General features: G+C 44.0%; 9 protein-coding genes and 1 pseudogene. 7 read left to right on the top strand and 3 right to left on the bottom strand.

The features are described from left to right. Positions 1–117: 117 nt before the first annotated feature. Genes lolA through parC form a run of 3 tightly spaced genes read right to left on the bottom strand, consistent with a single transcriptional unit; the run spans position 118 to position 5,381 of the window. Positions 118–750, bottom strand: a complete 633-nt coding sequence (gene lolA, locus K6984_RS01530) for an outer membrane lipoprotein periplasmic chaperone LolA (protein ID WP_221893861.1) — start codon at positions 748–750, stop codon at positions 118–120. After that, positions 750–3,143, bottom strand: coding sequence for a penicillin-binding protein 1B (mrcB, locus tag K6984_RS01525; RefSeq protein ID WP_221893860.1), 2,394 nt, complete (start codon positions 3,141–3,143; stop codon positions 750–752). The genes lolA and mrcB overlap by 1 nt, the downstream gene beginning before the upstream one ends. A gap of 3 nt (positions 3,144–3,146) precedes the next feature. Then, entirely contained in the window at positions 3,147–5,381 is a 2,235-nt protein-coding gene (gene parC / locus K6984_RS01520; RefSeq protein ID WP_221893859.1) for a DNA topoisomerase IV subunit A, read from the bottom strand. A 216-nt stretch (positions 5,382–5,597) separates the two neighbouring features. On the opposite strand from parC, the gene K6984_RS32175 reads away from it, so the two are divergent. The 7 genes and pseudogenes from K6984_RS32175 to K6984_RS01490 all read left to right on the top strand — a co-directional run bounded on the left by K6984_RS32175 (position 5,598) and on the right by K6984_RS01490 (position 14,022). Then, on the top strand, positions 5,598–5,726 hold the full coding sequence (locus K6984_RS32175; RefSeq protein WP_263458596.1) for a hypothetical protein: 129 nt from the start codon (positions 5,598–5,600) through the stop codon (positions 5,724–5,726). Between the two features lie 27 nt (positions 5,727–5,753). Further along, positions 5,754–5,891: a hypothetical protein gene (locus K6984_RS01515; RefSeq protein ID WP_221893858.1), complete on the top strand. Its 138-nt coding sequence runs from the start codon at positions 5,754–5,756 to the stop codon at positions 5,889–5,891. 335 nt (positions 5,892–6,226) lie between these two features. Beyond that, positions 6,227–8,761 carry a nitrite reductase large subunit NirB gene (gene nirB / locus K6984_RS01510; protein WP_221894118.1) on the top strand — a complete coding sequence of 845 codons (2,535 nt, stop codon included), beginning with the start codon at positions 6,227–6,229 and terminating at the stop codon, positions 8,759–8,761. Then, complete coding sequence (gene nirD, locus K6984_RS01505; RefSeq protein WP_221893857.1) at positions 8,761–9,111, top strand: nitrite reductase small subunit NirD; 351 nt, start codon at positions 8,761–8,763, stop codon at positions 9,109–9,111. The genes nirB and nirD overlap by 1 nt, the downstream gene beginning before the upstream one ends. Continuing rightward, positions 9,111–10,028: a PhzF family phenazine biosynthesis protein gene (locus K6984_RS01500; RefSeq protein ID WP_221893856.1), complete on the top strand. Its 918-nt coding sequence runs from the start codon at positions 9,111–9,113 to the stop codon at positions 10,026–10,028. The genes nirD and K6984_RS01500 overlap by 1 nt, the downstream gene beginning before the upstream one ends. A gap of 107 nt (positions 10,029–10,135) precedes the next feature. Then, positions 10,136–11,344, top strand: a pseudogene (locus K6984_RS01495) (NAD(P)/FAD-dependent oxidoreductase); the annotation flags it as partial. Between the two features lie 14 nt (positions 11,345–11,358). Then, positions 11,359–14,022, top strand: coding sequence for a nitrate reductase (locus K6984_RS01490; RefSeq protein ID WP_221893854.1), 2,664 nt, complete (start codon positions 11,359–11,361; stop codon positions 14,020–14,022). Positions 14,023–14,064: the final 42 nt, after the last annotated feature.

Raw genomic sequence — 14,064 nt, 5'->3', positions numbered from 1 at the left:
AGTCGGTCTACAATTGACTTTGAAAAAGTGAGGGATACCATTTTTGACTGTTTCCGTTAGTGTTGGGACGAAAATTATAAGCCAGTTTCCCCTCTGTCGTTTTTGTTTGTTCGGAAATTAATCTTCTGAAAGTCTATAACCCTCAAAAACATCCGTCCCTTCAGGCGCTATAAACTCAAATATATCAGGCGCCAATGACTTTGGCATAGTGATATTGGAAAAAATAATTTGCGTCAATTGACCAAAATTATCACTTAACTCCATGCCATATAGCATGTCACCTTTTAAACCGACTAAGATATATTTAAAGCTACTCTCGCTATTTTTTGGACTTAGCTTTAACCATACAATATCGCCTGCTTCACTTTGCGTAGAAATGCTATATTTTTCATTTAAATCCACACTGCCACTGAGTAATAAAGCCGGCGTATCACCGATCGACTGGTCTATTTTTTTGATAATTAGCTGCTCTAGATCTGCATCATAAAACCAGACCTTGCCATCTTTAGAAACAATTTGCTGTGCATAAGGCTGATTATAATTCCAGCGAAATTTACCGGGTTGCTGCAAATAGAAATCACCATGACTAGTTTGTATCACCTTTCCTGCTTCGTCTAGCGAGGTCTGGGTAAATTCAGCCTGCAGGTTTTTTGCCCGGGCGATAAATGCCTCTAGTTTCTCTACCGGGGTAGAATCAGCATGCGCCATGGCGGACATCAGCAGCATAGATAACGCTATAATTTTACTCATTAAAAATTTTCCTCTTTAAAATCGTTAAACCAGGTTTTTACTTTATTCAATGTGGTTTCTACACATTCGGCATTTGCACTCGGCTCTGAGCCACGTACAAAAGGATACGCGATAATATCAGGACATAATTCGTTAACTTTCAACCCCGATGCCCTATCAATCCAGACAGAAATAACTGAATCTGGCATGGACAGAATCACAGGTTGCTTTGCCACTTGCCGCATTAACTCGGTCCAGAGTTTCAACGCACCACTCGCACCGGTGACTCCGGTGGACTTATTATCATCACGCCCGACCCAGAATACCGCCAGATAATCACCGCTATAGCCTGCAAACCAGCTATCTTTTAAATCATTTGTCGTGCCAGTTTTACCTGCAAGCGCCAGGCTTTTAGGCAATACCTTATAGGCGGATTTACCCGTTCCTTCGCGCATTACTTCTTGCAGGATGGTGTTGGTCAAATAGGTTGCTGCAGGGTCGAGTTCCTGCCTTAGCGCATAAGGGTAGCGCTGTAGCACGGCTCCATCATGTGACAGCACCGCACTTATCGAGCGTAGCGGCATGGCAAAACCGTCACCCGCTAAGGTCTGATACATCTGTGTGACTTCAAACGGGGTTAATGTTAAAGCTCCCAGCAACATAGATGGAAATAAATTGATTGGCCTTTTTACCCCCGTTTCACGTAGTGTTTTAGCAATGCGCCCCAGGCCTATATCCATGCCGATATGCACGGTTGCTAAATTATAGGAATGTGCGAGTGCAGTATGCAGTGCGACATTCCCATGTTCTTTACGGCCATAATTTTTAGGCTCCCAAAACTTGCCCTTTTCCGCCTTTACTTTAATTTTTGTATCACTGACAGCTGTGATTAAAGTATATTTTTCCGGATACTCCAGCGCTGTTAAATACACCAGCGGCTTAATTAAAGACCCTATAGGGCGCACTGCATTGAGCGCCCGGTTAAAGCCCACACCCTGACTATCTCTGCCTCCTGCAAGAGCAACAATTTCGCCGCTATCCCGGCGGGTAACTATGGCCGCAGTCTCCAGCTTTTTAGATCGCTTGCGCTTTTCAATCTCGGCTAATTTACGCTTAATACTGGCATCCAGTGCATCTTGTACCTGGGTATCCAGTGTCGTAAAAATACTCAGCCCTTCCGAGGTTAAGTCCTGGTCATTGTATTCCTGAGTTAACTGGCGCTTAACCAAATCGATAAAGGCAGGATAGCGATTCGCAGGTCGGTGTGCGTAGGCAACTACTTTAATCGGCTCGTGCTTGGCATGCTGCGCCTGTTTTTCGCTAATATCACCATGCGCCAGCATTTCGTCCAGCACCAGATTACGCCGCTTTAATGCACGTTTAGGTTGTTTACGCAGGTCATAATAACTGGGTCCACGCACCAGGGCGATCAAAGCAGTTACCTGATCCAGCGGAAGTTTGCTTAAGGGTCTGGAAAAGTAAAATTCACTGGCAAGTCCGAAGCCATGTATGGCGTGTGCTCCATCCTGACCTAAATAGACTTCATTTAGATAGGCCTCTAATATTTCATCTTTGCTAAAGCGGAATTCTAAAATTAATGCCATTAAGGCTTCATTAATTTTACGTATCAGACTGCGTTCCGGCGTTAGATAAAAATTTTTCACCAATTGCTGGGTAATGGTACTACCGCCCTGCACCATTTTTCCGGCACGCAGGTTTATCCACATCGCACGAGCAATCCCTTTAAGGGAAATACCCATATGCTGGTAAAAATCCCGGTCTTCAGTTGCCAGTAGGCCTTGTATCAAAGTTTTAGGCACTTCATCCAGTTTGACCAGCACTCTATCTTCTTTATGTGCCGGATAAAAACTACCGATCTGTACTGGATCAAGGCGCACGATAGCGAGTTCTCTGCCCGAGTCTATATCTCTAATAGCCCGGACTTCGGTAGACGAAAATGCGATACGGATATGTTGAACTTGCTGCGTTGTATCCGGGAACACGAACTGCCGGGTTTTTAAACTCACGATGTGCCCACTTTTTTTATACGTTGCCTGTGAAGAAAGCCTGCTATCGGCGCGATAGTGCAGCTTTTTTAACAGCGCTATTAACTGCTTTGCATTCAGCTTCGAGCCAGCATAAACTTCAACCGGGCTAGCATACACGTGTGCGGGTATTGCCCAGCGCTTGCCTTCAAATTGCTTACTAACCGTATAATCCAGATATCCCAGATAGCAGATAAACACAAAAAACAACAGTGCGCAAAATTTAAGCAGAGGAATTTTTATCGCCAGCCAGCTTCTTTTTAGCGCAGACGGTTTTTGCTTTGCCCGGGATTTTCTCTTTGCCGTTTTGCCAGCCTGTCTCGGCTTTCTAGTTTTTCGTGGCTTAACAGGTTTTCTGGATTCAGCCATCGTCTACTCAACACTCATTATTTGATCGACACGCTGAAAACCTCTAGGCAGTCCATGACCACGTTTCGCTCTTACACCCAGGTAATTTACAAGATCGGCTGGTTTTAATGTCAGCGTACGTTTGCCTGAAATCAATTTCAAACTGGTATTTTCAGCAATAACTGTAATAGCAACGACTTTATCACTGCCTGCTGCAAAATCAGCCGTATTAACCTGAATTAGTTTATTGCCTTTACCTTTAGCTAGCGCAGGCAGTGCTGCTGCCGGAAATACTAATAACCGGCCATGCAAGGTCACTACAGCAATTAAATCACTCCTATCTGGGATTTTAACCGGCGCGAGTATGGCCGCTCCTTTAGGCAGCGTAACAATAGCTTTACCCGCCTTGTTTTTTGAGACCAAGTCTTTTAATTGCACACGAAAGCCATAGCCTGCATCACTGGACATAAGTAGCCAGTCATCTTCGTGCCCAGTCCAGAGATGCGTAAACAAGGAACCCACTGGTGGTTTTAAGCGCCCTGTGAGTGGTTCTCCTTGACTACGTGCCGAAGGTAAGTCATGCGTGCTCGTGGTATAGACACGACCAGAGGTATCCAATATAAATACGGGTTGTGTGGTGCGTCCTAGCGCGGCATCCAGATAGCCATCTCCAGAGCGGTAGTTTAATGCGTGAACATCGACATCATGCCCTTTAGCAGCACGTATCCAGCCCTTTTGTGATAACACAATGGTGACCGGTTCATTGGCAATTAATGCGGTTGCATTCAGTGCCTGCGCAACCCCGCGTTCGACGATAAACGAGCGGCGATCATCGCCATATTTATCTGCATCTAGCAAAATTTCCTTTCTGATTAAACGGTTTAATAAACATGTCGATCCCAGCGTTTTTTGCAAAGAGTCGCGTTCCTTTTCCAGTTCAGCCTGCTCACCAAGAATCGCCATTTCTTCCAGCTTGGCTAAATGACGTAATTTTAATTCCAGAACCGCTTCTGCCTGAATATCGGTAATAGTAAACCGATCCATTAAAACAGGTTTGGGCTTATCTTCACTACGGATAATGGCGATCACTTCATCAATATTTAGAAACGCAATCAATAAACCATCTAAAATATGTAAACGCGCTAAAACTTTATCCAGGCGATGTTGCAAGCGGCGACGTACTGTTTCGGTGCGAAAGCTTAACCACTCGGTTAAAATTTCATGTAAGCCTTTTACTTGTGGCTTGCCATTTAAGCCAATCATATTCAGGTTGACTCGGTAAGTCCTTTCCAGATCAGTGGTGGCAAATAAGTGCGACATGATGCTTTCTACATCTGCGCGCCTGGATTTGGGCATCAACACTAAGCGCGTGGGATTTTCATGATCTGATTCATCTCTTAAATCTTCGATCATAGGCAGCTTTTTTGCCTGCATTTGTGCAGCAACCTGCTCCAGCAATTTTGCGCCTGACACTTGGTTCGGCAAAGCAGTAATTATAATATTATGCTCTTCTAGCTCATACTTGGCACGCATACGGATCGAGCCATTACCCTTGATATACATTTTCTGAATATCTTCCCGGCTGCTGACTATTTCAGCATCGGTAGGATAATCAGGGCCCTGAATAAATTTGAATAAATCGTCCAGAGTCGCCTTGGGCTCATCCAGCAGATGCACACAGGCGTTGGCAACTTCCCGCAGATTATGTGGCGGTATGTCAGTGGACATGCCGACCGCAATCCCCATCGTGCCATTAAGTAGAATATTGGGTAATCTATCGGGTAATACCCTCGGCTCTTGTAAGGAACCATCAAAATTATCCTGCCAGTCCACAGTTCCCTGCCCCAGTTCACTCAGCAAGGTTTGCGCATAGGCGGTTAAGCGTGATTCGGTATAACGCATCGCTGCAAAAGACTTGGGATCATCAGGTGAGCCCCAATTACCCTGCCCATCAACTAACGGATAACGATACGAAAACGGCTGCGCCATTAACACCATTGCTTCATAACAGGCTGAGTCGCCATGTGGGTGATACTTACCCAGCACATCCCCGACAGTACGCGCTGATTTTTTATGTTTGGATACAGCGCTTAGCCCCAGTTCCGACATCGCATACACAATACGCCGCTGCACCGGCTTTAGACCATCTCCAATATGCGGCAGTGCGCGGTCTAAAATTACGTACATGGAGTAATCCAGGTACGCTTTTTCGGTAAAATCTTTTAGCGGTATTTGCTCAAAATTATCCTGCATACCCATATAGTGTGAGGCTATTGATATTGTTTATTTAAGAAAGTGACCGCTATATTAGCTTATTGTGCAACGCTTAGTAAGTTGAATTTTTAAACTTCTGCATTTGCTTAGGCTAAAACCAGGGAATGTAAATAAACTGAAGTTTCCCAATTATTGAGTAGCTGAAATACACAATGCTGGTGTATCGAGGTTTATTTTAGGTGGTTTGGGGAGTCGCTATTTTTGCGAAAGCTTGTTTTGGGCATCCCAGCCCAAGCAAGCAGCAAAAACTTAACGCGACCACTTATGCCTCCGGCGGCCCCGATTCGTCCTCGTCACCTCGTCCCGACCCAACAAGGGGTCGGAACATAGGCTCCAAATGACTTGACGCCGTGTCGGATGGCCTTTTATTTTGTCTCCACCTTCGCTAACGCTCAGACTCCGACAAAACAACGGCCCTACGGCTATCGCGGACTAAAAATCTTCACTTCGCTAAAGCTCCGTTTCCAGGATTTTCAGCGTTTGCCATGTTTATAGCAAACCCCTACTTAATTCCCCTTAGGCAATAGCATTTGAAACGAATGAAAAGACTGTTTTTTTTCATATAGTTGTAGCATAGTTTCAATTTTACCATAAATAATTATTGGGAAACTTCAGTAAATAAATGCTTCCAGCGTTTTCAATCCAGACGACCAAAAACTCATTGCGAAGCTATCTTGCCGCACCTCTTTGGTGCGACAATACGGTTTAATCTGCTCTTAAATACAACACTACTAACATAACACCATTTAAAACAGCAGCTTACTTGTATTGGCATGTTATATGCTATTATTACGGTTATATTTAGAATTAGTTCACTGAAAGAGGAATACATGAGTAATCAACAAAACCTGCTTGTAATCGGTAACGGCATGGTGGGGCAAAACTTTCTTGTCAGCTTAATGGCAAGTGACATTAAGGAGCATTGCGATGTCATCACTTTTTGCGAAGAGCCAATACCTGCTTATGATCGGGTGCATCTTAGCGAATATTTTTCCAGCAAATCAGCGAATGAATTATCCTTAGTTAGCCCTGACTTTTTTAACGAAAATGACATCACTATCCATATCGGTGATAAAGCGATTGCCATTGATCGAAATAATAAAACAGTGACCTCGGCAAACGGTGCAGTAATTGCCTATGACAAGCTTATTCTAGCAACCGGCTCAAGAGCTTTTGTACCACCTATTTCCGGGCATGACCGGGAAGGCTGTATTGCTTACCGTACTATTGCTGACCTCGACAACATGATCGCTGCAGCTAAAGATTCAAAAGTAGGCGCTGTTGTCGGTGGTGGTTTATTAGGGCTAGAAGCAGCCAAAGCACTACAAAATCTGGGGCTGGAAACCAATGTTGTGCAGTTTGGCCCGCGTTTGATGTCGGCACAATTAGATGATGGTGGGGCTGGCTTACTAAAATCAAAAATTGAAGACCTGGGCGTGACTGTTTTAACCAACAAAAATACCATTAAAATTATCGATGGTGATAGCTGCCGGCATAAAATGATTTTCGCCGATGGCACAGAACTAGAAACAGATATGATCATCTATTCGGCAGGCATCCGGCCTCGAGATGAAATAGCTGCTTCCTGTGGGTTAGATATTGCGGGGCGTGGCGGTATTGTTATTGATAATCAGTGTCTAACATCGGATAAAGATATTTATGCCATAGGTGAATGCGCATCCTGGAATGATAAGATTTTTGGCCTGGTCGCACCGGGCTACGCAATGGCTCGTACCGTTGTCGATCATCTAGCCGGTGGTGCGGAAGAATTTACCGGTGCTGATATGAGTACTAAACTTAAACTTAACGGAGTTGATGTTGCCAGTATTGGCGACCCACATGCAAGTACACCCGGCTCCTTAGTTTATTCCTATCAAAATGGCGTAGATGGCGTGTACAAATGTCTCGTCGTTAGTCAGGATAATAAGCAGTTATTGGGTGCGGTACTGGTAGGTGATGCTTCAGGTTATCCCACCTTGACTCAGTATTACTTAAATGGGATTGAGTTACCCCAGCATCCTGATTCCTTAATATTACCCTCCCGCTCAGATGAATCCGTCGGTTTAGGCTCGGATGCATTACCTGCATCAGCGCAAATATGTTCATGTTATGACGTATCAAAAGGTGATGTGTGTAGTGCTGTTGAAATGGGTTGCACCACCATAGGCGCACTAAAAGATGAAACTAAAGCAGCAACTGGCTGTGGTGGCTGTGCTGCTTTATTAAAATCAGTACTGGATTGTGAACTGGAAAAAGCCGGTATCGAAGTGAATACTGATATTTGCGAACATTTTCCATACACTCGCCAGGATCTTTATAACCTGATCATGGTCGAAGAAATCAAAACCTTCCATGATTTAATTAGTAAACATGGCGCAGGTAAAGGCTGTGAAATTTGCAAGCAAGTTGTGGGGTCAATCCTGGCATCATACTGGAATGAATATGTCCTAGAGAGTGAACATGTAGGCCTGCAAGATACTAATGATACCTTTTTGGCAAATATGCAGAAAGATGGCACCTACTCCGTGGTACCTCGAATGACCGGTGGAGAAGTCACACCTGAAGGCTTGATTTCCATTGGTCAAATTGCCAAAAAATATGGTCTTTATACTAAAGTGACTGGAGGACAGCGTGTCGATTTATTTGGTGCTCGCGTAGATCAATTACCACTTATCTGGCAAGAATTAATCGCAGCAGGTTTTGAGAGTGGCCATGCCTACGGTAAGTCATTACGTACGGTTAAATCTTGTGTAGGTAGTACCTGGTGCCGATTTGGTGTAGATGATAGCGTGGGTTTGGCAGTTGAACTTGAGAACCGATTTAAAGGCTTACGTGCTCCACATAAGATAAAATTTGCAGTTTCAGGCTGTACCCGCGAATGTGCCGAAGCGCAAAGCAAAGATATTGGCGTGATTGCCGTTGAAGGCGGCTGGAATCTTTATGTTTGTGGTAATGGCGGCATGAAACCACGTCATGGAGATTTATTTGCTACCAATCTGGATAAACAAACGCTGATCAAATATATAGATCGTATACTTATTTTCTATGTACGTACTGCGGATCGGTTACAACGCACCTCGGTATGGATGGAAAATATGGAAGGCGGTCTTGATTATCTAAAATCCGTCGTAATAGACGATAAACTAGGCGTGTGCGATCAGCTAGAAGCACAAATACAACATGTTGTTAATAGCTATCAATGCGAATGGAAAACCACCATCGGTGATGAAACCAAGCTGAAACGTTTCCGCCATTTTGTGAATAGCGATAAACACGATGAAAACATTATTTTTGTTGAAGAACGTGGCCAGATCCGCCCGGCAAACCTTGAAGAACGCGAACTTTTAGCTGCGGAGAATGCATAATGAACCAGTGGATAGATGCGTGTAGTATCGATGACTTACAAGCTAATTCAGGTGTCTGTGCATTAGTTGAAAATCAACAGGTCGCTATTTTTTATATGCCGGATGATAACGCAGTGTATGCAATTAACAATTATGATCCTTTTAGTCATATCAATGCGCTCTCACGAGGGTTAATCGGTGATATTAAAGGGGAACCGATGGTGGCATCACCTATTTATAAACAACATTTCAGCCTTAAAACTGGGCGTTGTTTAGAGGATGAAAATATCAGAGTAGAAACTTATGCTATTCGTATTAACAATGCACGAGTCGAAATCAATACCAATATTACTATAGAGGAAGCAGCATAATGACACTTAATTATTACATTGCTGATGTTTTTACCCAGCAACTCTTTGCAGGTGCACAAGTTGCTGTTTTTCCTGATGCGGATGATTTAAGTGATCAGCAAATGGCGCTAATTGCCAACGAATTAAAATTACCTGAAACCATATTTGTATCCAAGCCTGGCGATGATGACACAACATGGAAAATGCGTATATTTTCTCCCTTAGGTGAGCTTGATTTTGCCGGGCACCCTATTATTGCTACCGCATTTGTCTTAGCTTCGTGTGGTAATATTAAGCTAGATGAAGGTATTACCGCACTGACCTTTATTCAGAACAGTGGCGAAGTAGAAGTAAATGTTTCTGTGAGTAATGGCGTGCCAAGCCTTGTGCAATTTACGCGTAAGGTATCGTCCATTATTGACCGCTTTACACCTTCCGATATTGAATTAGCTGAGCTGTTATCAATTAAACCCTCTGAAATAGATCATAAGAAATATACCACACGATTAGTCTCATGTGGTTTCCCCTACCTGGTTGTGCCGGTATGGAATTATGAATCCGTCAGAAACGCAAAATTTAACTTTACTGCCTGGAGCCAATCCGCTGCTCCGCAAACTGCTGCACAGGAAATTCTATTATTCTCGCCTAAAACTCCTTTTAAAGATGCCAATTTTAATGCTCGCCTATTAGGCTCAAATATTGGCGTTCATGAAGACCCGGCGGTCGGTAGTGCCATGCCCGCTTTTGCTGCCTATTTATGTTCATTCGACTTTACGCAGGAAGGTACACATACTTTTGCTGTTGATCGTGGTAACGCTAACACACGCCGTAGTGTCATCAATATCGAAATGGATCATAAAGCCGGAGCCCCGCTTAACCTAAGAATTGGTGGTGAAGCCGTGATGGTTGCCGAAGGTAAAATGTTCCTCCCTGAATAATATTACACCATTCCATTTAACGCATAGCTAAGAGGCAAGATCTAAAGGTGTTGCCTTCTAACAGGTTATTCAATCCTCATATAAATATGTGAGGGTAACGAGAGAGTATGAAAGAAAAATTAGTGCTTATTGGCAATGGTATGGCTGGTATGCGAACAGTGGATGAGCTGTTAAAACTGTCACCAGAAAAATTTGATATCACGGTATTTGGTGCGGAACCGCACGGTAATTACAACCGTATCATGCTATCCTCGGTGCTAGCGGGTGACAAAAAGATTGATGACATTATTATCAATGACTTGCAGTGGTATCAAGACAATAATATTAGCTTACATATTGGCAAAACGGTCACTAAAGTTGATCGCGTTAACCAGCAAGTCGTTACCGATGATGGCATCAAGGCTAATTATGATCGCTTGATTATGGCAACGGGATCCCTGCCTGTGATCCTTGATATACCAGGAAAAGACCTTGATGGCGTGATCAGCTTTCGTGATATTAACGATGTTAATGTCATGCTCGAAACTGCAAAAACACATAAAAAAGCCATCGTGATTGGTGGTGGCTTACTCGGACTTGAAGCAGCAAATGGCTTGATGATACAAGGTATGGATGTATCTGTCGTACACAGAAGTAATACCTTAATGAGTCAGCAACTTGATCAAAACGCAGCAGAATTGATGCGCAGCGAGCTGGAACAAAAAGGCATGCATTTTCTGATGAATCATCATACAAAAGCATTACTGGGTGATCAGCGAGTGGAAAAAATAAGTTTTAAAGATGGCTCAGAAATTGATGCCGATCTTGTGGTCATGGCGATAGGTATTCGCCCTAATACAAAGCTTGCAGAGATTTCAGGTATTCAATGTGATCGTGGCATTTTAGTGGATGACACATTACAAACCCATACGCCAAACATCTACGCGGCGGGTGAATGTGTCGAACATCGTAAAAAGACCTTTGGTCTGGTTTCCCCCTTATTTGAACAAGCAAAAGTCTGTGCCAATCACCTTGCAGATATGAGCATATCTAGCTACATCAGCAGCGTTACTTCAACCAAGTTAAAAGTCACTGGAATCGACCTTTTTTCAGCGGGTGATTATATCGGGGGACAGAGTACAGAGGCTCTGGTATTTAATGACCCTGCACAGCATATTTATAAAAAGCTGGTACTTAAAGACAACATTATTGTCGGTATCGTACTATATGGCGACACCCGTGATGGCAACTGGTTTTTCTCATTACTGACCGAAAGCAAAGACATTTCTAGTATGCGTGAAAATATTTTGTTTGGACAATACCAGGTAGAAGATGCGCTGGAGATTATGTCATGACTAAGCCTGTCAAAATCACCAAAACAACCTGCCCTTATTGTGGAGTTGGCTGTGGCGTCCAGGTCAACCAAAGCGAAGATGGCTCAATCTCAGTTGACGGTGACTCATTACATCCAGCTAACTTTGGCCGATTATGCTCCAAAGGCTCGGCTCTTGCCGATACGATCGGGTTAGAAGACCGCCTGCTCCATCCACAAATCAATGGCGAACAAGTATCATGGGACAGCGCTTTAGATGCTGTAGCCCAGGGTTTTAAACAGGTTATAGATGAACACGGGGCTGATGCCGTTGCGTTTTATGTCTCCGGTCAATTGCTGACTGAAGATTACTATGTCGCCAATAAATTAATGAAGGGCTTTATAGGCTCGGGCAATATTGATACAAATTCACGATTATGCATGTCATCTGCAGTGTCAGGTTACAAGCGAGCCTTTGGCAGTGATTCAGTTCCGTGTAGTTATGAAGACCTGGATCAAGCTGATTTGATTGTTATTGAAGGCTCCAATACCGCCTGGTGCCACCCTATTATTTTTCAGCGAATTACGCAGGCAAAACAACAGCGACCTGAGCTGAAAATTGTGGTCATCGACCCGCGCAAGACTGCAACCTGTGATATTGCTGACCTACATTTACCTATTAAGCCCGGTACAGATGCGGTGTTATTTAATGGCTTGCTGCAGTACCTAAGCCAACAAAATGCAATAGACCATGATTTTGTTCAACAACACACCGAAGGCTTTGCAGAAGCACTGGCTTCAGCCCTGGCTTCATCGCTTGATATTGCTCAAGTCGCGCGCAGTTGTGAATTGGTTGAACAAGATGCGGCTCGGTTCTTCCAGCTTTTTACTGATACAGAAAAAGTAGTGACGCTGTATTCGCAAGGGATTAACCAATCATCTTCCGGTACCGATAAATCGAACAGTATCATCAATTGTCATCTGGCAACAGGACGCATTGGCAAGCCGGCTATGGGCCCTTTTTCAATTACTGGCCAACCAAATGCAATGGGTGGGCGTGAAGTGGGTGCGTTAAGCAATCAACTTGCAGCGCATATGGAGCTGGATAATTCCGAGCATCATGACCTGGTTTCCCGTTTCTGGAGAACTGATAGTCTGACTGCTACCGCAGGGGCAAAAGCGGTAGAGCTGTTTGATGAGGTTGCTAGCGGTAAAATAAAAGCAATATGGATTATGGCAACCAACCCGGTTGTGACCCTGCCAAATGCAGATAAAGTACGCAAGGCTATTGAAGACTGTGAGTTAGTCGTTGTCTCTGAAACAAATCTTAATACCGGTACTGCAAACCGGGCTGATATTTTGTTACCCGCTGTTGCCTGGGGGGAAAAATGTGGTACCGTTACAAATTCTGAGCGACGCATTTCACATCAGCGCAATTTTTTACCTCATCCAGGCGAGGCTGAAGAAGACTGGTGGATAATATCTCAAGTAGCCAAGCGTATGGGCTTTGCACATGCTTTTAACTATCAATCAGCAGCCGATATTTTTAGAGAGCATGCGGCATTATCTGGCTTTGAAAATAATGGCAAACGTGACTTTGATATTAGTGGTCTGGCAGCTATAAGCGATAAACAATATGACGAACTTGAGCCTATTCAGTGGCCTGTAACGCTAGATAGTCGAAAGGGAACACAGCGCTTATTTGAAAATAAGCATTTCTTTACCACTACCGCTAAAGCTCAACTGATTGCAGTTAAACCCCGCGCTCCAGTGAATATCACCAGTGAAGAATATCCTCTGGTACTAAATACCGGGAGAATACGCGACCAATGGCATACCATGACGCGTACTGCATGTTCAGTACGGCTAAATGCCCATATCTCTGAGCCTATAGTACAGATTCATCCCGCTGATGCAGCACGCTGGCAATTAGAAAATGGTGCCCTGGCTCGACTTGATAGCCAGTATGGAAATATGTTGGCCCGCATCGTCGAGACAGAAGAGCAACGCATGGGTAGCGTATTTTTACCGATGCACTGGAGTGATTTTTTTGCTTCAAGAGGCCGTGTTAATGCCCTGGTTAACCCCGTTGTTGACCCTATCTCCGGGCAGCCAGAATCTAAGCACACGCCAGTAAAAATAACACCCTATAAACCTGCCTGGTATGGCTTTATTATGTCCAGGAAGGCAGTCAGGATCGATGCTGCACAATATTGGGTAAAAATTAAAGGTGAGCAGTTTTTCCGCTATGAAATAGCCGGTGAAACAGCCTTTAATGACCCTGCTGCCTGGGCAAAAGAACAATTAGGTGATGATGGCGAATGGCTGGAATTCACGGATCAAGGCATGCAATGCTATCGAGCAGCGAAACTGCAAAACAAGCAACTTGAAAGTATCGTATTTATCGCTCCAACTCATGATTTGCCCGCACGCTCATGGCTCAGCCAGTTGTTTGCGGAACAAACCATTAGTAATGAAATCAGACTCTGTTTATTGGCAGGAAAATCCGGCGCTGGTTTACCTGATACAGGTCCCATGATCTGCGCTTGTTTTGGTGTGGGAGAAAATACCATTAAAGAAGCGATCTCACATGGCAAAGCCAGCACAACCGATGAACTTGGCTCATTGCTTAAAGCAGGTACAAATTGTGGCTCATGTATCCCTGAATTAAAGGCACTTCTCCAGGCCGAAAACACTGCCTAAGCAAGGCAATACGAGTTAAAAGATCTAGCGCACCTAATTGGT

Origin of the sequence: Bathymodiolus japonicus methanotrophic gill symbiont (assembly GCF_019721995.1) — a bacterium.
Classification (GTDB): Bacteria; Pseudomonadota; Gammaproteobacteria; order Methylococcales; family Methylomonadaceae; genus Methyloprofundus.
Note: the sequence above shows the minus strand (reverse complement) of the source record. Positions and strands in the feature narration are given on the sequence as shown.